This window comes from Saccharopolyspora ipomoeae (assembly GCF_029952525.1).
Classification (GTDB): Bacteria; Actinomycetota; Actinomycetes; order Mycobacteriales; family Pseudonocardiaceae; genus Saccharopolyspora; species Saccharopolyspora ipomoeae.
Genome location: NZ_JASAOF010000010.1, coordinates 104,985 through 126,917, shown reverse-complemented (window position 1 = coordinate 126,917; position 21,933 = coordinate 104,985). Strand labels below are relative to the sequence as shown.

16 protein-coding genes are annotated in these 21,933 nt (G+C 71.0%); 6 read left to right on the top strand and 10 right to left on the bottom strand.

Annotated elements, in window-relative coordinates:
* Positions 1-1,626: an AMP-binding protein gene (locus QFW96_RS17335; protein WP_281456708.1), complete on the bottom strand. Its 1,626-nt coding sequence runs from the start codon at positions 1,624-1,626 to the stop codon at positions 1-3.
* Positions 1,627-1,724: 98 nt separating this feature from the next.
* Positions 1,725-2,630: a helix-turn-helix transcriptional regulator gene (locus QFW96_RS17330; RefSeq protein ID WP_281456707.1), complete on the bottom strand. Its 906-nt coding sequence runs from the start codon at positions 2,628-2,630 to the stop codon at positions 1,725-1,727.
* Between the two features lie 389 nt (positions 2,631-3,019).
* Between QFW96_RS17330 and QFW96_RS17325 the strand changes: the two genes are divergently transcribed.
* Positions 3,020-5,398 carry a molybdopterin cofactor-binding domain-containing protein gene (locus QFW96_RS17325; RefSeq protein WP_281456706.1) on the top strand — a complete coding sequence of 793 codons (2,379 nt, stop codon included), beginning with the start codon at positions 3,020-3,022 and terminating at the stop codon, positions 5,396-5,398.
* An 11-nt stretch (positions 5,399-5,409) separates the two neighbouring features.
* A complete protein-coding gene (locus QFW96_RS17320; protein WP_281456705.1) occupies positions 5,410-5,886 on the top strand; it encodes a (2Fe-2S)-binding protein in 477 nt (158 codons plus the stop codon).
* Positions 5,887-6,353: 467 nt separating this feature from the next.
* On the opposite strand, the gene fdhD is transcribed toward QFW96_RS17320, so the two are convergent.
* Both fdhD and QFW96_RS17310 read right to left on the bottom strand, forming a co-directional pair.
* Positions 6,354-7,196: a formate dehydrogenase accessory sulfurtransferase FdhD gene (gene fdhD, locus QFW96_RS17315; RefSeq protein ID WP_281456704.1), complete on the bottom strand. Its 843-nt coding sequence runs from the start codon at positions 7,194-7,196 to the stop codon at positions 6,354-6,356.
* A gap of 19 nt (positions 7,197-7,215) precedes the next feature.
* On the bottom strand, positions 7,216-9,507 hold the full coding sequence (locus QFW96_RS17310; protein ID WP_281456703.1) for an FdhF/YdeP family oxidoreductase: 2,292 nt from the start codon (positions 9,505-9,507) through the stop codon (positions 7,216-7,218).
* A gap of 348 nt (positions 9,508-9,855) precedes the next feature.
* Between QFW96_RS17310 and QFW96_RS17305 the strand changes: the two genes are divergently transcribed.
* The gene (locus QFW96_RS17305) at positions 9,856-11,094 is read left to right on the top strand and encodes a molybdopterin molybdotransferase MoeA (RefSeq protein WP_281456702.1); all 1,239 of its coding nucleotides are present in this window, start codon (positions 9,856-9,858) and stop codon (positions 11,092-11,094) included.
* Positions 11,095-11,202: 108 nt separating this feature from the next.
* On the opposite strand, the gene QFW96_RS17300 is transcribed toward QFW96_RS17305, so the two are convergent.
* Genes QFW96_RS17300 through QFW96_RS17285 form a run of 4 tightly spaced genes read right to left on the bottom strand, consistent with a single transcriptional unit; the run spans position 11,203 to position 15,517 of the window.
* Entirely contained in the window at positions 11,203-12,561 is a 1,359-nt protein-coding gene (locus tag QFW96_RS17300; RefSeq protein ID WP_281456701.1) for an Nramp family divalent metal transporter, read from the bottom strand.
* Between the two features lie 26 nt (positions 12,562-12,587).
* Positions 12,588-13,739, bottom strand: coding sequence for a sialidase family protein (locus tag QFW96_RS17295; protein ID WP_281456787.1), 1,152 nt, complete (start codon positions 13,737-13,739; stop codon positions 12,588-12,590).
* Positions 13,740-13,744: 5 nt separating this feature from the next.
* Positions 13,745-14,506, bottom strand: a complete 762-nt coding sequence (locus tag QFW96_RS17290; protein WP_281456700.1) for an HpcH/HpaI aldolase family protein — start codon at positions 14,504-14,506, stop codon at positions 13,745-13,747.
* A 27-nt stretch (positions 14,507-14,533) separates the two neighbouring features.
* Positions 14,534-15,517, bottom strand: a complete 984-nt coding sequence (locus QFW96_RS17285; protein ID WP_281456699.1) for an aldo/keto reductase — start codon at positions 15,515-15,517, stop codon at positions 14,534-14,536.
* A 187-nt stretch (positions 15,518-15,704) separates the two neighbouring features.
* Here QFW96_RS17285 and QFW96_RS17280 point away from each other — a divergent pair, with 187 nt between their 5' ends.
* From QFW96_RS17280 to QFW96_RS17270, 3 genes are read left to right on the top strand one after another with little or no spacing between them, the layout of a single operon-like run.
* Entirely contained in the window at positions 15,705-16,877 is a 1,173-nt protein-coding gene (locus tag QFW96_RS17280) for a four-carbon acid sugar kinase family protein (protein WP_281456698.1), read from the top strand.
* A complete protein-coding gene (gene pdxA / locus QFW96_RS17275; protein ID WP_281456697.1) occupies positions 16,874-17,872 on the top strand; it encodes a 4-hydroxythreonine-4-phosphate dehydrogenase PdxA in 999 nt (332 codons plus the stop codon). Before QFW96_RS17280 ends, pdxA begins: the two co-directional genes overlap by 4 nt.
* Positions 17,869-18,642, top strand: coding sequence for a DeoR/GlpR family DNA-binding transcription regulator (locus QFW96_RS17270; protein WP_281456696.1), 774 nt, complete (start codon positions 17,869-17,871; stop codon positions 18,640-18,642). Before pdxA ends, QFW96_RS17270 begins: the two co-directional genes overlap by 4 nt.
* Positions 18,643-18,764: 122 nt before the next feature.
* On the opposite strand, the gene QFW96_RS17265 is transcribed toward QFW96_RS17270, so the two are convergent.
* Together QFW96_RS17265 and QFW96_RS17260 are read right to left on the bottom strand one after the other, a co-directional pair.
* On the bottom strand, positions 18,765-19,967 hold the full coding sequence (locus tag QFW96_RS17265; protein WP_281456695.1) for a cytochrome P450 family protein: 1,203 nt from the start codon (positions 19,965-19,967) through the stop codon (positions 18,765-18,767).
* A complete protein-coding gene (locus QFW96_RS17260) occupies positions 19,964-21,640 on the bottom strand; it encodes a prenyltransferase/squalene oxidase repeat-containing protein (RefSeq protein ID WP_281456694.1) in 1,677 nt (558 codons plus the stop codon). Before QFW96_RS17260 ends, QFW96_RS17265 begins: the two co-directional genes overlap by 4 nt.
* Positions 21,641-21,933 lie beyond the last annotated feature (293 nt).

The following is a 21,933-nucleotide window of genomic DNA, read 5'->3' as shown; positions in this document are numbered from 1 at the left end:
TCAGCCGCCGAGGATGTCCTTGGCGCGTTCGCGCATCTCGACCTTGCGGACCTTGCCGGTGACCGTCATCGGGAAGTCGTCGACGACGTGGACGTAGCGCGGGATCTTGTAGTGCGCGAGCTTGCCCTTGCAGAACTCGCGCAGCGCCTCGGCGGTGAGCTCCTCGGCTCCCTCGCGCAGGCGCACCCAGGCCATGAGCTCCTCGCCGTAGCGGTCGTCGGGGACGCCGATGACCTGCGCGTCCAGCACGTCCGGGTGGGTGTAGAGGAACTCCTCGATCTCGCGCGGGTAGACGTTCTCGCCGCCCCGGATCACCATGTCCTTGATCCGGCCGGTGATCGAGACGTAGCCGTCGGAGTCCATCACCGCCAGGTCGCCGGTGTGCATCCAGCGAGCCGCGTCGATGACCTCGTGGGTCTTCTCCGGCTGCTCCCAGTAGCCCAGCATCACCGAGTAGCCCCGGGTGCACAGCTCCCCCGGCTCGCCGCGCGGCACGGTCAGGCCGGTGCTCGGGTCGACGATCTTGACCTCCAGGTGCGGGCCCACCCGGCCCACCGTCGACACCCGGCGCTCCAGCGAGTCGTCGGCCCGGGTCTGCGTCGACACCGGCGAGGTCTCGGTCATGCCGTAGCAGATCGCGACCTCCGACATGCCCATCCGGTCGATGACCTGCTTCATCACCTCCACCGGGCACGGCGAGCCCGCCATGATGCCGGTGCGCAGCGACGACAGGTCGAACGAGTCGAACTCCGGGTGGTCCAGCTCGGCGATGAACATCGTCGGCACCCCGTACAGCGACGTGCACCGCTCGGCCGACACGGCCGCCAGCGCGGTGCCCGGGTCGAAGCCCTCCGACGGGATCACCATCGCCGAACCGTGCGAGGTGCAGGCGAGGTTGCCCATCACCATGCCGAAGCAGTGGTAGAACGGCGGCACGATCGCCACCCGGTCCACCTCGCTGTAGCCGCACAGCTCACCGACGAAGAAGCCGTTGTTGAGGATGTTGTGGTGCGACAGCGTCGCGCCCTTCGGGAAACCCGTGGTGCCCGAGGTGTACTGGATGTTGATCGCGTCGTCCGCCGACAGGGTCGCGGCCACCTCGCGCAGCCGCTCGCGGTCGCCCGCGCGCCCGTTCTCCAGCAGCTGCGCCCACTCCGGGTCGTCGAAGAGCACGACCTGTTCCAGCCCAGCGCATTTCGGCCGCGCCTCGGCGATCATGCCCGCGTAGTCGGAGGTCTTGAACGAGCGCGCGGCCACCAGCATCCGGATCCCGGCCTGGTTGAGCACGTACTCCAGCTCGTGCAGCCGGTAAGCGGGGTTGATGTTGACCAGGATCGCGCCGATCCTCGCCGTCGCGTACTGGGTCAGCGTCCACTCGGCGCGGTTCGGCGCCCAGATGCCCACCCGGTCGCCCTTGGTGATGCCGGCGTCGAGCAGTCCGAGCGCGACCGCGTCGACCTCGGCGTCGAACTCCCGGTACGTCCAGCGCCGGCCCGTGGCGTGCTCCACCAGCGCGTCGCGGTCCGGGACGCGCTCGGCGGTGCGGCGCAGGTTGTCGCCGATGGTGTCGCCCAGCAGCGGCGTGTCAGAGGTACCGGACGAATAGGAAATCTCGACCGCGGTCACGGCGTCCTCCCGGGCAGGTGGCGTGTGTTGGTGACCACACACCGTAGAGTCCCCGTCCCAGCGGCGTTACACCCGAATTGGGGTACCACTCGTCCGGGTCACGGCAGCAGCCACGCCGACCGGGCGCGCACCACGGCCTCGTGCCGCGTGTGGGCGCCGAGCCTGCGCATGGCGGTGCGCAGGTATGCCTTCACCGTCTCGGGCGACAGCGACAGCCGCTCGGCCACCTCGGCGTTGGTGCAGCCCAGCGCCACCTGGGCGAGCACGTCGATCTCGCGGCGCGACAGGCGGAACTCCGGTGGCGGCTCGGTCTCCCCCGAGCGCAGGTCGGCCAGCCGCTGAGCGACCTCGTACATCCGGCCGCGCAGCGCGGAGTCCTCCACGGTCCCCGCGATCGCGCACAGTTCGGAGTGGACGGAGCGCAGCTCCTCCAGCTTGGCGACGTCGGGAACCTCGGGGCGGCTCGTGGCCGCGATCGTCTCGGCCATCGACAACCTCCGGTCCACCTCGTCGCGCACCGCCAGCTCGGCGGCCAGCCGACGCCCGGCCAGCACCAGCGAGTCCCGCGCGCGGTCGCCGACGCCGACGCGCTGCCGGATCGCGCCGTAGAGCACGGCGCGGCACTTGCCGCGCACCCGCACCGGGACGGCGAGCACCGCCGAGAGCCGCTCGGCCTTGACCGGTCCGTCGTAGTCGTGGGTGATGTGGCGGGCGGCGCTGTAGTCGGCCACGCCGATCGGCTTGCCGAAGGCCAGGGCCTGCCCGCCGAGGCCCTTGCCCTCGCGGACCTCCAGGTTGTGCAGCCGCTGGGTCAGGGCCCCGAAGCACTCGGTGAGCCGGACGCCGCCGTCGGCGACCTCCCCGCCGAAGGCGACCGGGAACTCCAGTTCGGTTGACACCGAACGCAATTCGGCGCGCAGCGCGTCCCGATCGTCCGGGCGCAGGCGCGCACGGTTCTCGGCCCCCCGCGACACGGCGCCGTTGCCGTCTCCGCTGCCGGTCATAGTGTCCGTCCTCCATCGGCTGATCGGCGCGTTCCGGTCCGCCTGCTCCGTCCCACGCCGAAGACACCTGCCACTCCGACGTGGCATCGAGTTGCAACACTATACCGGCCATTTGGCGGCTGAACCGATTCTCCGCGTGCACGAATCGCGCCAATACCCCCGTCCGGGGGCGGCTGTTCGAGTGGACTTGTCCCACGCTGCGTGATCGGGGTTCGGATGTGGTGCCCTCTGACCACCGGAGATCGGTCCTCACGCGCCGCCGCGCCCTCACCACCCCAACTCGGGGGTATGTGAACTGGAATTCACTCCTGCACCATTGCTCGCCAACCGACACACACGGCGAAACCACCACGTCCGAACTGACCGCTTCGTCGAAAGGTTGAGCCCCCATGCGATCTCCTCGCACGGACACCACGGCTCCGGATCCCGGCGCCACCGCTCCCACCAGACGCCGCTTCCTGGGTTACCTGCTGGCGGCACCGACGCTCGTCGCGGCGGCCGAACTCGGCGGCGCATCGGTGTTCGGACCGTCCGCGCACGCCGCCGAGACCGGGGCGGGCTTACCCCCGACACCGCAGGTCGCCGATCACGTCGACCTCACCGACGGCCTCGTCTACGCGGCAAGACCCACCGCCAACCTCATCGCCGTCCAGCTCAACGAGGACGGCTCGGCGTCGTTCGCGCTGCACCGCACCGAGGTCGGCCAGGGCCTGACCACGGCGATCGCGATGCTCATCGCCGAAGAGCTCGAACTGCCGTTGGAGAAGGTGCACATCACCCTCGCCGACGCCCGGCCGGAGCTGGTGTTCAACCAGCTCACCGGCGGTTCGGCGTCGATCAGCGCGCTGTACTGGCCGGTGCGCACCGCCGCGGCCGTGGCCAAGGGCAGGCTGCTGGAGGCCGCCTCCCACGTGCTCGGTGAGCAGACCGACCTGCTCACCGCCAAGCTCGGCACGATCACCTCCGCCGCGGGCAACGCCATCCCCTACGGCGACCTGGTGCGCAAGGCCGCCAGCGACAGGACCCGCGAGGTCGAGGCGACGCTCAAACCGGAGTCCGAGTTCACGATCGTCGGCAAGCCCACGCGCCGCATCGACGCGCTGGAAGCCGTGACCGGGCGCAAGAAGTTCACCACCGACCTCCAGGTCCCGGACGCGCTGCCGACGATGGTGTGCCGCCCGCCGACGATCAACGGCACCGTGCGCGGGGCCAACAACCTCGACCAGGTTCGGCAGATGCCCGGCGTCACCGACGTCGTGGAGATCACCAGCGGTGTCGCCGTGCGCGCCAAGACCTTCGGGCAGTGCATCGACGCGGTCAACGCGCTCGACGTGGCGTGGGGCCCCGGCCCCGTCGACGACGAGTCGGACGCGACCGTCGAGGAGAAGCTCAAGGCCGCCACTCCCCCGGCGGTGATCCCGCCGACGCCGGCGACCAAGACGCTGGAGCGCCAGTACACCTTCAGCTTCGTCAACGGCAGCGCGCTCGGCGTGAACTCGGCGATCGCCGACGTCCGGTCCGACCGGGCCGAGATCTGGTCGACGGTGAAGATCCCGATCGTCGCCCAGGCCGCCATCGCCTCGGAGCTGGGACTCGCGCAGCAGCAGGTCACCGTGCACGTGGTGCCCGGCGGCGGGTCGTTCGGCCGGTGCCTGTTCCACGACGCGGCCTCCGAGGCCGCCGAGGTGTCGAAGAAGATCGGCAAGCCGGTGAAGCTGATGTGGCACCGCGCCGACGACTGCAGGCAGGGCCGCGTGCACCCGATGTCGGTGGGCACGATCCGCGCGTCGTTCACCGACGACGTGATCAGCCTGGAGCAGCACCTGGCCAACGTGCGCACCGACTTCAGCCACGGCTTCGGCGAAGCGCTGACCTCCACGGCGACGCGGCTGCCGCTGGCCGGTTACTCGGTCTCGGAGGTCATCTTCACGCTGACCACGCCGTCGCTGTACAACTTCGGCGTCACCAAGACGCTGCTGACCGAGACCCACCAGTCGCCGTCGAACAACCAGAAGCGCGGCGGGTTCAACACGGGCAGCACGCGCAACGTGTACTCGCCTGACGTGGCCACCACGCGGGAGCTGTTCGTCGACGAGCTCGCCGAGACGATGGGCATGGACCCGTACAGCTTCCGGCGCAAGTACGTCAAGAACGAGAACCTGCTCAAGGTCCTCGACAAGGCCGCCGAGGTGGGCGGATGGGGTCAGCCGACGCCGGACGGCGTCGGGCACGGCATCGCGCTGCACCACGAGTACAAGAACACGATGGCCTGCTTCGTGGAGATCGACTGCCGGCCGGAGACCGTCAACCGCCCGGTCCGCAACGGCGTGACCGGTCCGCGCGTGACGCGCGGCGTGCTGGTGACGCTGCCCGGGCACATCGTCGTCAACCCGCTGGGCCTGGAAGCGATGATGCAGGGCGGGTTCATCGACGGCTTCGCCCAGGCGCTCACGGCCAGCGTGCACCTCGACAAGGGCGCGATCGCCGAGGCCAGCTGGGACAACTTCTTCTACTGCAGGCAGTGGAACCTGCCGTTCGAGTTCACCCCGGTCATCCTGCCCGCCGAGGAGAGCGAAATGCCCTCCGGCGGTGGGGAGATGGGCGTCGCGCCGGCGTTCGCGGCCACCGCGTGCGCCTACCGCGCGGCGACCGGGACGACCCCGACGCACTTCCCGATCAACCACAAGGAGCCGCTCGCGTTCGAGCCCTACCCGCACGTGCCACCGCTGCCGCCGTCACCGACCAACGGCCTGGACTACACCTACTGAGGAGACGACGCATGCCTGAGCACACCTTCAAGCTGAACGGGAAGCAGATCACCGTCGAGGCCGAGGACGACGTCCGGCTGCTGTGGGTCATCCGCGACCTGCTGGGCGTGACGGGGCCGAAGTACGGGTGCGGGATCAACGTCTGCAAGGCCTGCACGTGCCACATCAACGGCAAGGCGTTCAACCCCTGCTCGGTGCAGGTCAAGGACGTCGGACCGTCCGACGAGATCACCACGATCGAGGGCCTGCCGGACACCGTCGGCCAGGAGCTGCACCCGATGCAGGAGGCCTGGCTGGACCACGACGTCGTCCAGTGCGGCTACTGCCAACCGGGCCAGATCATGGCCGCCGTCGCCAAGGTCAAGCAGGCCCGCGCCGAAGGCCACGAGATCACCGACGCCGACATCGAGGAAATCCGCAACGTCTGCCGCTGCGGCACCTACTTCAGAATCCGAGAAGCCATCAAGGACGGCTCCACCCGCATGTGACCCACCCACCGTCGAGAACCCCTGCGTTCATCGTGCGAACGCAGGGGTTCTCGCGACCTATCACCCCAAAGTGCGGTTGCGAGAAGCCGACAGTTTTCATGAAAACTGTCCCCCACTCCACCCATCTGACGAGGGCCACCGCCCCCGTGAGTCCCCTTCAGTGAAGAGGACAGTTTTCATGAAAACTGTCACCCCTCAACGAGACCCGTCCACCAGCCGTCACGGCGTATGCAGCGGTTTTCGGCGCCCACCCACCTCGAGGTGCGGGTGTGAGGGTGGGGGAAGTTTTCATGAAAACTTCCCCCACCCCACCCATCTGACGAGGGCCACCGCCCCCGTGGGTTCCGTTCGGTGGGGAGGACGGTTTTCATGAGAACTGTCCTCACTCTCGGGAAACGGTCACCGATCGTAGTCGCGAATGCAGGGGTTTTCGTCGCGTCGAATGTTGGGGTTTGGACGGGGTGGGGTTAGGCCGCTTCGGGTTTGGGGTCTTCGAGGCGGTGGGTTCCGGTGTAGATGTTCATGGAGTCGCCTCGGAGGAAGCCCGTGAGGGTGAGACCCGCGTCCGCCGCGAGCTCCACCGCCAGGGAGGAGGGGGCTGAGACCGCCGCCAAGGCCGGGATTCCCGCCATGATGGCCTTCTGGACGAGTTCGAAGGAGGCCCGGCCGCTGACCACGAGGATCGTCTCGCGGAGCGGGAGGCCATCCGCGCGGACGGCGTCGCCGATGACCTTGTCGACCGCGTTGTGGCGACCGACGTCCTCGCGGACTCCGAGGAGCTCGCCGTCGGCGGTGAACAGACCGGCGGCGTGCAGGCCGCCGGTGCTGTCGAAGACCTTCTGCGCCTCGCGCAGCTTGTCGGGCAGCTCGGCGAGCACGTCGGCGTCGAGCCGCAGCGGGTCGTCGGCTACCTGCCACGTCGAGGTGGTGCGCACCGCGTCCAGGCTCGCCTTCCCGCACAGCCCGCACGAGGACGTCGTGTAGAAGTTGCGCTCCAGCGACGCGTCCGGGGCCGCCACGCCGGGGGCCAGCAGCACGTCGACGACGTTGTAGGTGTTGCTCCCGTCCTCGGCCGTGCCCAGGCAGTACCGGATGCCGGCGATGTCGGACCCGCTCCGCACCACGCCCTCGCTGACCAGGAACCCGGCGGCCAGGTCGAAGTCGTGGCCCGGGGTGCGCATGGTGACCGTCAGCGGTCGCCCGCCGACGCGGATCTCCATCGGCTCCTCGGCCGCTAGGGTGTCCGGCCGCTGCGACCGCTTGTCGCCGCGGATCCGCAGCACCGGGCGCCGCACCGTCACTCGTCCCATCGTGACCACCTCTCCAGGGTCAGGACTGCTGGGCCACCGGCTCCAGCCGGACGATGACGCCCTTCGACGTCGGGGTGTTGCTGACGTCGGCGACGCTGTCCAGCGGGACCAGCACGTTGGTCTCCGGGTAGTAGGCGGCCGCCGAGCCGCGCGCGGCCGGGTACGACACGACGGTGAAGCTCGGCGCGCGCCGCTCGACCCCGTCGTGCCACACGCTGACCAGGTCCACCTCGGCGCGGTCGGTGAGCCCCAGCGCCTCGATGTCGTCGGGGTTGACCAGCACGACGCGGCGGGCGTTGTGGATGCCTCGGTAGCGGTCGTCCATCGCGTACGGGATGGTGTTCCACTGGTCGTGCGAGCGCAGCGACTGCAGCACCAGGTAGCCCTCGGGGGCGTCGAGCCACTCGAACTCGTTGGTGCTGAACTCGGCCTTGCCGCTGGCGGTGCGGAACTCGCCGCGGTTGACCGGGTTGGGCAGCCGGAACCCGGCCGGGTCGGCCACCCGCTGGTTGAAGTCCTCGAAATCGGGCACCACGCGCGAGATCCGGTCGCGGATCGCGTCGTAGTGCTCCTCGAAGGACTCCCACGGGATCTCCGGCGAGTCGCCGAGCACGCGCCGAGCCAGCCGCGACAGGATCGACACCTCGCTGAGCAGCGACTCCGAGGCCGGTTCCAGCCGCCCGAAGGAGGCGTGCACCATGCTCATCGAGTCCTCGACGGTGACGAACTGCTCGATGCCGTTCTGCACGTCGCGGTCGCTGCGGCCCAGAGTCGGCAGGATCAGCGCGGTTTCACCGCAGACGGTGTGAGACCGGTTGAGCTTGGTGGAGATGTGCGCGGTCAACCGGCACTGGCGCAGCGCCTTCTCGGTGACCTCGCTGTCCGGCGTGGCCCGCACGAAGTTGCCCGCCACGCCGAGGAAGAACCGGGCCCGGCCGTCGAGCATGGCGCGGATCGAGTCGACCGAGTCGAGGCCGTGCTCGCTCGGCGGCGTGAAGCCGAACTCGGCCTCGATCGAGTCCAGGAAGGACTGCGGAACCCGCTCCCAGATGCCCATCGTGCGATCGCCCTGCACGTTGCTGTGGCCGCGCACCGGGCACGCGCCCGCGCCGGGCTTGCCGAGGTTGCCGCGCAGCATCAGGAAGTTGACGACCTCGCGGATCGTGGCCACGCCGTGCTTCTGCTGGGTCAGCCCCATCGCCCAGCAGGCGATGACGCTGTTGCTGGCCAGAACCCGGTCGCGCACCTGCTCGATCTCGGCGCGGGTCAGGCCGGTCGCCGCGTGCACCTGGTCCCAGGACAGCTCGCGGGCGCGGCGGGCGAACTCCTCGAAACCGGTGGTGTGAGTGCGGATGTAGTCGTGGTCCAGGACGGTGCCGGGGTTGGCGTCCTCGGCTTCGAGCAGCAGCAGGTTCAGCGCCTTGAACAGCGCCAAGTCACCGCCGGGGCGGATCTGCAGGAACTGGTCGGCGATCTCGGTGCCCCGGCCCAGCACGCCGCGGACCTTCTGCGGGTTCTTGAACCGCAGCAGCCCGGCCTCGGGCAGCGGGTTGACCGCGACGATCTCGCCGCCGTTGCGCTTCGTGCGCTCCAGGGCGGTGAGCATCCGCGGGTGGTTGGTGCCCGGGTTCTGGCCGATCACGAAGATCAGGTCCGAGTTGTGGATGTCGTCGAGGCTGACGGTGCCCTTGCCGACCCCGAGGGTCTGCTGCATGGCCGAGCCGCTGGACTCGTGGCACATGTTGGAGCAGTCCGGCAGGTTGTTGGTGCCGTAGGCGCGGGCGAACAGCTGGAGCAGGAACGCGGCCTCGTTGCTGAGCCGGCCGGAGGTGTAGAACAGCGCCTCGTTCGGGGAGTCGAGGCCGCGCAGCTCCTCGGCGATCAGGTCGAGCGCCGCGTCCCAGCTGATCGGCTCGTAGAAGTCCGAGTCCGAGCGCTTGATCATCGGCTCGGTGAGGCGGCCCTGCTGGTTGAGCCAGTAGTCGGACTTGTCGTCCAGTTCGGACACCGAGTACTGCTGGAAGAACTCGCGGGTGATGCGCTTGGACGTCGCCTCGTCGTTGACGTGCTTGGCGCCGTTCTCGCAGTACTCGTTCATCGGGCGGTGGTTCGGGTCGGGGTCCGGCCACGCGCAACCGGGGCAGTCGATTCCCTTGCCCTGGTTGAGGTTCAGCAGCGTCAGCGCGGTGCGCTTCGGGGAGGTCTGGCTCAGCGAGTACTGGATCGCGTGAGCGACGGCGGGGGCGCCGGTGGCCCACTTCTTGGGCCGGGTGACCTTCAGGTCGTCGCTCGGGTCTTGCATCCCACTCATGCTGTCGCCGTTCCCCTGTTCACCTCAGCGCACCGGTGCGCTGAACGAAATCGTTGCGAACGTCAGCTTTGGCTCCGTTCCGGGCGAAGTCAAAGAACCGTCGCCTATGGGTTGATAAACAGCGGTTCACAACCCGCACCAGCACCGCCTTGATCGATCAAACCAGCTGGTCACGGACCCAGGATCTGTTCAGAAAGCGCCCCGAACCGGGCTCGACTGTGCCCAGGATCACGCCGAATCGCGACACGCCTTTTCCCGCTGAAAATGGGAAACGCGATAGTCCCGAGTTATCGGTTCTTCGGTGAATTCGATTTGACTTCCGGCCCCTGCGGTTCAATCATGCCGGTCATGGCGAGCACGTCCGCCGGCAACGCGGCTCCGGTCGTGGAACCGCACTCCTCCGTCCTGAGCTGGGATCGAGCACGAGCCACCGCCCGGGACGCCGGCGAGGCCCTGCCGGCCGAGACCCGGCCGCTCGACGGTGCCCCCTCCCAGACGGCCCCCTCCCAGACGGCCCTCTCGCACGCGCTGGCCGCGCCGCTGATCGCGCGGACCGACCTGCCCTCGTTCGACACCTCGGCGATGGACGGCTGGGCCGTCTCCGGCCCCGGACCGTGGCGGCTGACCGGCGGCGAGGTCCTCGCGGGCGACGCCCCCTCGCCGCTGGCCGCCGGGGACGCCGTCGGCATCGCCACCGGCGCTCCGCTGCCTCCGGGTGCGACGTCGGTGCTGCGCCGCGAGCACGGCCGCGTCGACGGCGAGCGGCTGGCGGACCTGGTGGGCGGCCGGAGCGACGGGCAGGACGTGCGCCCGCGCGGGCGGGAGTGCTCCCAGGGCGAGGTGCTGCTCCCGGCCGGGACAACGGTCACCCCGGCGGTGCTGGGGATGGCGGCGGCCGCCGGGTACGACCGGCTGGAGGTGCACCGGCGCCCGAGCGCGGAGCTGCTGGTGCTGGGCGACGAGCTGCTGTCGTCGGGGCCGCCCCGCGATGGGCGGGTTCGGGATGCGTTGAGCCCGATGCTGGTGCCGTGGCTGCAGGGCTGCGCCGACGTCGTCGGGTGCCGGCGGCTGCCCGACGAGCTCGACGCGCTGCGGGAGGCGATCTCCGCTTCCACGGCTGATGTGGTGATCACGACCGGGAGCACCGCGGCCGGGCCCGTGGACCACCTGCACACCGCGCTCGCGGAGCTGGGGGCGCGGTTGCTCGTCGACTCCGTGGCCGTGCGGCCCGGGCACCCCATGCTGCTGGCCGAGCTCCCGTCCGGGGGTCGGCTGGTCGGGTTGCCGGGGAATCCGCTGGCGGCGGTGGCCGGGGTGGTGACCCTGGCGATGCCGCTGCTCGACCGGCTCGGGGGTCGCTCCGAGGTCGAGAACCGGACTGCCCGAGCCGGGGATCTGCTGCCTCACCCGGGAAGCACCCGGTTGGTTCCGGTGCTGGTCCGGGACGGGGTGGCTCAGCCGCTGCCGTTCGGGGGGCCTGCGATGTTGCGGGGGCTCACGCTGGCGGACGGGCTTGCGGTGCTTCCTCCTTCGGAGGGTCCGCTGCCCGAGGGGGACGTTGAGGTGCTGCCACTGCCCTGGGGTTGAGGGAGTTCAGCGGTGGTTTCTTTTTTGTCGTCGTGCTCGGTGCGTGGGCAGTTTTAGTCATAACTGTCGTGCCAGGGCACTGACAGTTATGACTAGAACTGCCGTCGCTCACCCCATGATGCTCAGGACGAGTTCGTAGGTGGCCCAGAGGCCGACGGCGCCGATGGCTACGAGGATCGCCGTCTCCCACCACTTGTTGACGTGGCCTTCGAGCATGAGGGAGCGCTTCGAGGTCATGACGATCAGGCCGACGATGATCATCGGGACCGTGAGGACGTTGACCGAGTTGCCGAGCAGGGTGATGATCACCATCCCCGGCATGCCGGGCAGCGAGAACACGATCGGCACCGTCATGATCACCGTGAGGATGATCCAGAACAGCCGGTCGTAGGAGAACGCGTCCTTGTCCTCCACCCCGGTCAGGTCGCGCTGGGCGCGCAGCCGGGCCAGCCGCTCGGGACGGGACTTGTGCAGCGATTCCACGAACATCCGCACGAACACCCGGGGCTGGGTGACGATGTTGTTGAACACCGTGAAGAAGATCGCCAGCCACATGATCGGCGGACCGGCCGGGCCGATGGCCTTCTCCATCATGCTCGCCAACCCGTCGGCGGAGGACACGCTCTCGCCCGTGCCGTGCAGGGTTTCGGCCGCCACGACCCACACCGCCAGCACGAGGCCGAACATCACGAGGCTGCCGAAGCGCAGGTCCAGCCGCTGCAGCTTGAGGAAACCCGGTCCGCGCCAACCCTTCTCGTGCATCAGGTACGGGTAGAGCAGGTTCGCGGCCGAACCGCCCACGGCACCGATGAGCCCGACCGCGGTGCTCGCCGCGGTGATGTAGCCCAGGTCCCCCGGCGGCATCTCGAACAGCAGGCCGCCGAACAGCTTGCCCACGTCGAGACCGGTGCCGAACAGCGCCAGCAGGAAGCACAGCACCAGCACTGCCATCGTGATCTGGGCGACGATCTCCAGACCCCGGAAGTGCCCCTTGCGGCGCGACGCAAGCGCGTAGGCCACGACGGTCGTGAACACCGCCCACAGCGGGATTCCCCAGCTGCCCAGCGGAAGCACCGGCCGGACCAGCGCGTCGAGCGCCGTGGCCGCCGCCAGCGTCAGGAACGAGACGTAGACGAAGCCGAGCACGCAGGTGGTGGCCCCGATGAACATCGGGAAGCCCTTCCACACCCGGCCGTACCCGTCGAGGATCGTCTCGTCGCCGACGGCGTTGCACAGCTGGTACTTCGACATCGACGACACGATGAAGTACCGGGAGAAGGTGGCGATCAGCAGCGTCCAGATCAGCGCGTAGCCGAAGGTGGAGCCGGAGACCGAGGCGCTGATGAAGTCGCCCGTCCCCAGCCAGGACATCACCACGACGATGCCGGGTCCCATGTTCCGCAGGAATCCCGCCCAGGTGTCGGGTGGACGCGGCGCCGCGGTGGTCGCCTTGAGTTCACTAGCCATGATTGCTCCGTTGCACTGGCAGGACGTCAGCCGCCGATCCACTCCGCGGACACGCGAACGTGCTTGATGGCGCGGCGGAAGTGGGTGAAGGCGACGTGCACGTCACCGTCGGCGGTCTGGGTGATGGAGGGGTAGGACAGCTCTCGGTTGAGGCCGTCGCGGGAGTTGTTGGTCAAGCAGTAGCCGTCGCCGACCTCCACGTCGCGGCGCACCGGCCAGCTGCGGCCGCCGTCGGCCGACAACGCCACCGTCAGCGGGGCGCGCGGGGCGCCCCAGAAGGCGGTTCCCGGCGGTTGTTCCTGCACCGCAGCGGGTTCGGCGAGCGAGTCGCCGTCGATCTCGTCGTAGAGCGAGGCGCGGCGCTCGGTGGCGTCGGCGGCGCTGCTGTGGTTGTAGGCCAGCGCGAGCCTGCCGTCGCGCAGCGCGGTGACCTGGATGGAGGAGTTGTTGTTGGGCAGCTCGGTCGGCTCGGGTTCGCTCCAGGTGATCCCGTCGGCGGAGCGGCTGGCGTGGATCGCGTCGGCCTGGCGCCTGCGGAACAGCGCGAGCAGCCCGCCCCCGGCCAGCGGAACAACGTTCATGTGCACGCAGCCGGTGCTGCCGGGGACCTCGTGGTGGGACCAGGTGGCGCCCCGGTCGTCGGAGACGAGCACCGCGCTGGTGTCGTCGTCCCCGCGCCAGCGGCCGGTTTCCGGCTTCACGCAGTGGAACACCGGCAGCAGCCACCGGCCGTCGTCGAGCACGACGACGGGCTGGCGGACGAACACGCCGCCGGTGTCGGACGCGGGCACCAGCGTGCGCGGTGCGCTCCAGGCGCGGCCCTCGTCGTGCGAGACGATCAGCCGCACCTCGGCGGTGTCCTGGTTCCCGGAGCGCTGCGCGGTGTAGAGCAGCCACAGCTCGCCGTCGGGCGTGGGGAACAGCACCGGGTTCTGCTCGGAGCGCTCGGCGTCGGCCGAGACCTGCACGGGTTCGCTCCAGCGGCCTTCGGCGTCGAGGCGGGCGAACCAGATGTTGATGTCCGACAGGCCTTCCTGCGTCCCGGCGAACCAGGCGCAGGCGAGCTCGCCGCTGGGCAGCGGCATGAGGTTCGCGGCGTGCGACTGCGCGGTCCCGGAGCTGAGGTGGGTCTCGCTGCGCTGCGGTTCGACCTCGCGCAGGACGCCGTCGGTGATCATGTCCGTCACGGCTTCACCGCCGCCAGGTGCTCGCCGGCCACGCGCTCCAGGTGCGTCAGGTCGCTGGCGACGCTGGCGAAGGTGTAGCCCTGCTCCAGCCTGCGCGCGGCGGTGGCGCCGTCGGACGTGTGGATGCCCGCGGCGATCCCGGCTTCGGCGGCGGCCCGCTGGACGTCGGCCACGGCCTGCTCGAACTCCTCGGCCACGGCCGGGTCGCCCGGGAACGCGCCGCCGACGGCCAGGCACAGGTCCGACGGGCCGACGTAGACGCCGTCGATGCCTTCGGTCGCGCAGATCTCGCGGACGTTGGCCAGGCCCTCCGGGGTCTCGATCATCGCCAGCAGCACCACGGACTCGTCGGCCTCGGCCGGGCGCGGTCCGATCCGCAGGCCGGAGCGCATCGGGCCGTAGGAGCGGCGGCCGCGCGGCGGGTAGCGGGTGGCCTCGACGGCGGCGCGGGCGTCCTCGGCGGTGTCGACCAGCGGCACGATGATGCCGCTGGAGCCCGCGTCGAGCGCGTGGCCGATGGCGGCAGGGTCGTTGGCCTCGACCCTGGTCAGGCCGATCGAGGCGCCTCCGGCGTCGATGGCCATCATGGCGTTGAGCAGCCCCGAGTAGCCGAGCAGGCCGTGCTGGGCGTCGACCGCGACGTAGTCGTAGCCCAGGCGCGCGATGCGCTCGGTGCCGATCGGGTTGTCGAGCACGATCCAGTAGCCGACGACCCTCTCGCGGGCGCGCAGCTTGCGCGCGAATTCCGCAGCGGACACGGTTCTTCCCCTCTTCCTCAGGTGAGATCAGCGGTTGTAGGCGGGCATCGGGCCGCGCAGGAACGCGCCGACCTCGTCGCAGGCGTCCACGACGTCGGCCGGCAGCGCCCCGGCGCCCAGGGCCGCGATGTTGGCTTCGAGCTGCTCGACCTTCGAGCCGCCGAGCAGCAGCGCGGAGGTCACCGGCTTGCTCAGGACCCAGCGCAGCGCCAGGTCGACCAGCGGGATCCCGGCGTCGTCGGCGATCGAGGCGAGGCGGGCGATGGCGTCGAAGAGCCGCTCGTCCCAGTAGCGCTCGCGGTACATCCCGGCGAGCCGGGAGTCGGCGAAGCGCCCGGAGGAGGGATCGCACTCGAAGCTGTGCCTGCCGGTGAGCAGCCCGCCCGCCAGCGGGTTGTAGACGACCGTGAGCAGCCCGGTGACCCGGGCGAACTCGACGTACTCCTCATCGACGCGCCGGGCCAGCAGGTTGTAGAGCTGCTGGGCGACGACCGGGCGCGGGGCGCCGACCTCGTCGGCGACGTGGCGGAGCTCGGCGATCTGCCAGGCGGCGAAGTTGGAGACGCCCCAGGCGCCGATCTTGCCCTCGGCGACCAGGTCGGCGAGCGTGGCGAGCGTGTCGGCGAGCGGCGTCGCGCGGTCGGGCTGGTGCAGGTAGAACAGGTCGACGCGCTCCACACCGAGCCGCGAGAGGCTGCCGTCGAGGCCGGCGCGCAGGCCCTTCGGGGACAGCGGCGCGTGCTCGCCCGCGTCCGGGTGCGGCATGCCCGCCTTGGTGGCCAGCGAGACGCGGTCGCGGCGGGCGGGCAGCAGTTCGCCGAGGATGCGCTCGGTGTCACCGCCCGCGTAGCCGTTGGCGGTGTCGACCGCGTTGATGCCCGCGTCGAGCGCGGTGTCGAGCATCCTCGCGGCGGTCGCGGCGTCCGCGGTGTCGCCGAACGTCATCGTCCCGAGCACGAGGGACGACAGGGGCACCTCGACGCCGGGCACCTCCAAACGCGGAACGGTCATGCGGGAACTCCTCGGGGGAACGGCGGTGGCCACCCGGCCTCGTTGTGGAGCTCACGATGGCAGGGTTGCGCGTTTCACGCAATAGTCATAGCGCGAAACGCGCAAACCAGCTAGCGTGGAGACACCCCGCCACAGCGGCCGGAGGGCGCGGCCAGCCGCTGCCACCATCCACGACGAGGAGCTGAACGTGCTGACAGAAGGGCTGCTCGCGCTGGCGGACGACCTGTCCGGAGCGGTGGAGACCGCCGCGTGCCTGCGCCCTCTCGGCCGCTCGACGACCGTCGAGCTGAGCGGACCGAATTCCGCGCCACTTGCGCACAACGCGCAGAGCGTGGTCGTGGCGGACCTCGACAACCGCGCCCTCCCGGCCGCCGAGGCGAGCCAACGCGCCCGGGAGGCGCTGCGCGAGCAGGGCGGGCGACCGGTGTTCATCAAGATCGACTCGCAGCTGCGCGGCCCCGTGGCGGCGGTGCTGGGCGCGGCGGCGGACCGGCCGCTGGTCGTCGCACCTGCCCTGCCCGCGCTGGGCCGGACCGTGGCAGGTGGGGTCGCGCACGTGCGCGGAGTGCCGCTGCACCTCTCGGACGGCTGGCGGGTCGAAGGCACCGCGCCGCCGCGCAGCGTCGCCGAAGCGCTGACCCCGCTCCGCTGCCGCGGCATCGCGCTGGAGATCGTCCGCTCGGACGCGCTGGCCGGTGCGATCGCGGAATGCCTCGCCGCGGGCCGGGTTCCGATCTGCGACGGCGAGACCGACGCCGACCTGGACGCCGTGGTCGCCGCGGCACCGGACGGCGCCCTGCTCGCCGGGTCCGGTGGTCTGGCCGCCGCGCTCGGCCGCACCGCCACGGCCCCGGTGGCCGAAAATCCGCACCCGGCAACGGGAAACCCGCTGCTGATGGTCGTCGGCACGGGCTCGCCCACCGCCGCCGAGCAGCTGCGCCTCGCCGAACTGCGCGGAACGCGCGTCCTCGACCACACCGGCGAGATCGTCCCCCGCGCGCTGGCCGCTCTGGAGCACGGCCCGGTCGCGCTGCGCATCGACCCGTCCGAACCGATCGCACCGGAGCGCTCCCGGGAGCGGGCGCGCGGCCTGGCCGCCACCGCCGCGCGCATCGTCGAAGGCTGCCCGAGCCCGGTGGACCTGGTGCTCACCGGCGGGGAGACCGCGCGGCTGGTCCTCGACGCGCTGGGCGTGCGCTCGCTGAGCCCGGTCGGTCAGGTCCACCACGGCGCGGTCGTCTGCCGCACGCCGGAGGGCACCTCGGTGGTGACCCGGCCCGGCAGCTTCGGCGAGGCCGACAGCCTCGCCCGCATCGTCGAACACCTCAGTCCCGCAGGAATCGAAAGGTTGCCCCAATGAACAGTGCCTCCCCCACCCCGGTGATCGCCGTGACGATGGGCGACGGCGCCGGAGTCGGCCCCGAGGTCACCGTCGGCGCGCTCCTCGACGCCGACACCGCCGGCCGCTGCCGCCCCGTCGTCATCGGCGACGCGGCCCGGCTGCGCCAGGCCGCGGAGATCCTCGGTGCCGAGGCCGAGATCGTCGCGGTCGACTCGATCGACGACGCGGTCTTCACCCCGGGCCGGATCAACGTCGTCGACCTCGGCCTGCTGCCCGACGACCTGGCCTGGGGCGAGGTGTCGCCGGTGGCCGGGGACGCCGCCTTCCACTACATCCGGGTGGCCAGCGAGCTGGCGACCAGCGGTGCCGCCCAGGCCATCTGCACCGCGCCGCTGAACAAGGAGGCGCTGCACGCGGCCGGGCACATCTTCCCCGGTCACACCGAACTCCTCGCGCACCTGACCGGCACCGAGGAGGTGTCGATGATGCTCGCGGCGCCGACGATGAAGGTCATCCACGTGACCACCCACGTCGGGCTCCTCGACGCCGTCGCCAAGATCGAACCCGGTCTGGTGGAGCGCACCGTGCGCCGGGGCGACCGGACGCTGCGCGATTCCGGGGTGGAATCCCCGCGCATCGGCGTCTGCGGGATCAACCCGCACGCGGGCGAGAACGGGCTGTTCGGCTACGGCGAGGAGGACTCCAAGATCGTCCCCGCGCTGGAGAAGCTGCGCGCCGACGGCATCGACGCGCAGGGCCCGCTGCCGGCCGACACCGCGTTCTTCCTGGCCACGCGCGGCGAGTACGACCTGATCGTCGCGATGTACCACGACCAGGGCCACGGCCCGGTGAAGGTGCTGGGCATCGAGACCGGCGTGAACATCACCGTCGGGCTGCCGGTCATCCGCACCTCGGTCGACCACGGCACGGCCTTCGACATCGCGGGCACGGGCAAGGCCAGCTCCGACAGCATGGTCGAGGCCCTGCGGCAGGCCGCGAACCTCTGCGCGTGAGGGGCAACGGGATGGCGCGCGGGGCGCGGGAACGACGGGACGCGATCCTCGACCTGGCCGAGGGTTCCGGGCTGACCAGCGTCGAGGAGCTGTCGCGGGCGTTCGGGGTGACGGCCTCGACGATCCGGCGGGACCTGGCCCAGCTGCAGGCGGCGGGCCGCCTCGCCCGCACCTACGGCGGGGCGATCCCGGTGCAGCACGAGGCCTCGCTGGGCCAGCGCAACGGCGAGGCCGCCGACGCCAAGCGCACCATCGCCCGCTGGGCGGCCGAGCAGGTGCGCCCCGGTGAGACGGTGCTGCTCGACTCGGGCAGCACCACCACCGCCCTGGCCCGCGAGCTGGCGCACCGCAGCGACCTGACGATCGTCACCACCTCGATCACGGTGCTGCACGAGCTGGCCCACTCGGACCTGCGCATCGAGTGCCTGGGCGGTGCCCTGCGGCCGCTGAGCCAGGGCTTCGTGGGGCCGCTGACCGAGGCCGCCCTGGAACGGCGGACTTTCGACCGCGCGTTCCTGGGCGCCGACGGCGTCACCGCCGAGCACGGGATCTGCGAGGCGGACCTGGAGCAGACCCGCCTCAAGGAGCTCATGGCACGGCGGGCCGATCGCGTCTACGTGCTGGTGCACGCCGACAAGCTCGGCCGCCGCCCGTTCCGCGCCCAGGCCCCGCTCAGCCCCGACTGGATCCTGGTCACCGACGCCGCGGCGGACCCGGCCACCACGGCCCACTTCCACGCCCGAGGTCTCGACCTCGTCGTGGCGTCGTAGGTCGGCTGAGCGCCGTCAGGTGATCGCCCTCGGCTGAGCCTCGTGCGGCAGTGGACGGTTTTAGCCAGAATCACCCATGATCAATGTCCTTTTTGTCTGGACAATTATGGCTAAAACTGTCCTCAGGCCCGGGGGCCCAGCCGGACCGGCAGGGTTCGCGGGGCGTGGACGTGGACGCTGCGGCGGTAGGTGAGCTCGGCCGGGTCGGCCTCGATCGAGAGGTCCGGGTGCCGGGTGAACAGGGCGGACAGGGCGATCTCGCCTTCGAGCCGGACCAGGGCCGCGCCGAGGCAGCGGTGGATGCCGTGGCCGAAGGCGACGTGGCCGCTGACGTCGCGGTCGGGGTCGAGGACGTCCGGGTTCGGGTAGCGCTGCGGGTCGCGGTTGGCGGCGCCGGTCGACAGGGTCACCGACTCGCCGCGGGCGATCCGCACGCCGCCGATGTCCACGTCCTCGGTGGCGAAGCGCAGCGAGGCGTTCAGCGCCGGTGACAGCCAGCGCAGCAGCTCCTCGACCAGCGACGGCACCTTCTCCGGTTCGGACAGCCGGGCGCGGGCCGCGTCGTCGTCGACCAGGGCGCGCACCGCGTTGGTGATGAACACCGCCGTGGTCTCGTGCCCGGCCATGAGCAGCAGCATCGCCATCGCGACGATCTCCAGGTCGGAGAGCCGGTCGCCCTCGTCGGAAGCGGAGATCAGCGCCGACAGCAGCGCGTCGTCGGGGGCGGCGCGCTTGGCCGCGACCAGGCCCTCCAGGTAGGTCGCCATCTGCGCGGAGGCGCGGGCCAGCTCCTCGTCGGGGCACTCGTCGATGAGCACTGTGGACAGCCGGGCGAACTCCGCCTGGTCGATCTCGGGCACGCCGAGCAGTTCGCTGATCACCACCATCGGCAGCACGATCGCGAACCGCGCCACCAGGTCCACGGTCTCGTCCTCGGGCAGCTCCGCCAGCAGCTCCTCGGCGAGCTCCTCCACGCGCGGGCGCAGGGTGGCGATGCGGCGGGCGGTGAACGCCTGGGTGACCAGGGCGCGGAGCCGGGTGTGCTCCGGCGGGTCGAGGGAGGTCAGCATGTGCGACATCGGCGCGGGCAGGCCGGGCGGGGCCGTTTCGCGCTCCTCCGGGGGCAGGCAGGCGCGCCAGTCCTTGGCGAGCCGCTCGTCGGTGAGCCCGGCCTTGACGTCGTCGTAGCGGGTGACCAGCCACGTCCGGCCGCCCTCGAAGTCGACCGCCTGGACGGGGCAGGTCGCGCGCGCCTCGGCGAACGCGGCGTGCGGGTCCTGCCAGTAGTCCTCGGTGAAGGAGTCCTGCTGCGTCGCGCCGGTCATGCGTGTTCTCCGTTCGTGAGGCGCTGCGAGTTGCGGTAGCGGCCGAGGGCGCGCAGCGCCATGCCCTGGGCGAGCGCGGGATTGCTGTAGCGGCTGACGTGGCGCACGTACTCGTTGACGCTCTCCGACGGCCACCCACCACCGGGCTCGCGCCGCTCCAGCAGCCGGTCGACGCCCGCGCGCACCGACTCCGGGTCGGCTCCGGCGGCGAGCAGGCCGGAGACGGCCCAGCCGGTCTCCTCGACGGTGGCGGGCGCACCGTGGCCGTCGCCCCACGAGCCGTCGTCGAGGCGAGCCCGCTCCAGCCACCGCTGCGCGCGGCGGGCGGTGTCGCCGTCGGCCTGACCGGCGCGGGCGAAGGTCTCCAGCACGGCGGCGGTGGCCATCGTGTGGTGCCGGTACCAGACCGACTCGAACGCGCCGTCGGGCAGCTGGGCGGTCGACAGCCAGCGCAGCGCGCGGCGGATCCTGCTGTCGGAGGAGGGGATTCCGGCGTCGAGCAGCGCGTCGACGGCCTGCACGGTCGTCATCGGGCAGGGCCCGCTGTTGGCGACCTTGGTGTTGCGCACGCACAGCCCCCACGAGCCGCGCGAGTCCTGCATGCGGGTCAGCCAGTCGACCCCGGCGGTCACCGCCCCGGCCTGCCGGTCACCGGGCAGGCGGGAGAGCACGGACAGGATCTCGCCGGTCTCCAGCGTCGAGGGCCATCCCGCGGTGCCCGCCCAGCCCCAGTAGCCGGGCGGGCAGCCGAAGGCCAGGAACGGGCGGTGCTGCTGCAACCGCACGAACAGGTCCACCGAGGCGGTCAGCCGGGGGTCGTCGGCGTAGCCGGCTTCGGCGAGGCCGCGCGCGGCGTACATGGTCCAGGCGGCGTCGAGCGGGCCGGTCTGCCACCAGCCCTCGGGGTCCATCGTCTTGCGGAACCACTGCACGGCGGCCTCGACGAGGTCGGGCGCGAGCCCTGCGCGGGCGAGTCCGGTGCACACCAGCCCCGTCACCCACGCGTTCTCGCACCAGGCGCCGGTGGAGCCCTCGTGCTCGTGGACCTGGCGGATCGCCTTGAGCGCGCCCGGTTCGCCGAGCTTGGCCAGCAGCTTCTGCACGGGGTTGAGCGGCTTGTGCCGGGCCTGGGCGAGGCCGAGCGCGAAGGCCATCGGGATGCGCAGGTCGAAGACCTTGCGGTGCAGGCCCGGCAGCATCCCCAGCTCCAGCGGGAACCGGCGCATCTCGTCGGCGGAGAGCCAGCCGACGAAGCCGTAGTACTGGCGGCACCAGGACACGACCTCCGGGTGCGGGATCGCGTCGAGACCGCCGAAGTCGTCCATCCAGCGCTGCCCGGCGCGCACCGCCTCGGCGCTGCCGTCGGGGTCGACGAGGTGCAGCACCGCCGAGCTCACCGCCGTGGGACCGGCTTCGCTGTCCAGCCCGGGGACCATCGCCCAGCCGCCGTCGGGGTTCTGGGTGCGCCGCAGCCAGCCCACCCCGGCCTCGATCAGGTCGGCGCTGCCCCGCGGGTCGGCGTGGTGCAGCGCAGACAGGGCCCCGACGGTGCCGAGGGTGGAGGTCAGGTTGTCCGCGCTGTAGTCGAACACGCCGTCGGCGCGCTGGGCCGCGAACAGGGCTTCAGCGCCCTCGCCGATCGCCCGGTCGAGCTCCTCGGGGACGGTCGTCATGCGGCTGCCTCCACTCCGGTCGCGCACGATCGCGCGGCCTCATGCTCAGGGGTCGCGTCGAATTCGTTGCCCGATGGCCGTTTTCGACGCGCGGCCGGACTCTACGCCAGCGCTCGATCTTCGACCAGGTGCTGTTCCGCGGCCGCAACAATTGTTAATCCGGCAAATTCCCGGACCTCCGGGAAATTCTCGATCCATCCACAGTGAACTGTTCCGCGACCCCGAGTCCGAGCTGGGCTTTTCAGGGTCATCCCTGGGATTTACCCCGTGTTGACCGGGATTCGTTGACAACG

What these genes read in the sequence shown, in the direction of transcription:
- QFW96_RS17330 (WP_281456707.1), bottom strand. Translation starts at nt 2,630, where the DNA reads ATGACCGGCAGCGGAGACGGCAACGGCGCCGTGTCGCGGGGGGCCGAG.
- QFW96_RS17325 (WP_281456706.1), top strand. Translation starts at nt 3,020, where the DNA reads ATGCGATCTCCTCGCACGGACACCACGGCTCCGGATCCCGGCGCCACC.
- QFW96_RS17320 (WP_281456705.1), top strand. Translation starts at nt 5,410, where the DNA reads ATGCCTGAGCACACCTTCAAGCTGAACGGGAAGCAGATCACCGTCGAG.
- fdhD (WP_281456704.1), bottom strand. Translation starts at nt 7,196, where the DNA reads ATGGGACGAGTGACGGTGCGGCGCCCGGTGCTGCGGATCCGCGGCGAC.
- QFW96_RS17310 (WP_281456703.1), bottom strand. Translation starts at nt 9,507, where the DNA reads ATGAGTGGGATGCAAGACCCGAGCGACGACCTGAAGGTCACCCGGCCC.
- QFW96_RS17305 (WP_281456702.1), top strand. Translation starts at nt 9,856, where the DNA reads ATGGCGAGCACGTCCGCCGGCAACGCGGCTCCGGTCGTGGAACCGCAC.
- QFW96_RS17300 (WP_281456701.1), bottom strand. Translation starts at nt 12,561, where the DNA reads ATGGCTAGTGAACTCAAGGCGACCACCGCGGCGCCGCGTCCACCCGAC.
- QFW96_RS17295 (WP_281456787.1), bottom strand. Translation starts at nt 13,739, where the DNA reads ATGATCACCGACGGCGTCCTGCGCGAGGTCGAACCGCAGCGCAGCGAG.
- QFW96_RS17285 (WP_281456699.1), bottom strand. Translation starts at nt 15,517, where the DNA reads ATGACCGTTCCGCGTTTGGAGGTGCCCGGCGTCGAGGTGCCCCTGTCG.
- pdxA (WP_281456697.1), top strand. Translation starts at nt 16,874, where the DNA reads ATGAACAGTGCCTCCCCCACCCCGGTGATCGCCGTGACGATGGGCGAC.
- QFW96_RS17265 (WP_281456695.1), bottom strand. Translation starts at nt 19,967, where the DNA reads ATGACCGGCGCGACGCAGCAGGACTCCTTCACCGAGGACTACTGGCAG.
- QFW96_RS17260 (WP_281456694.1), bottom strand. Translation starts at nt 21,640, where the DNA reads ATGACGACCGTCCCCGAGGAGCTCGACCGGGCGATCGGCGAGGGCGCT.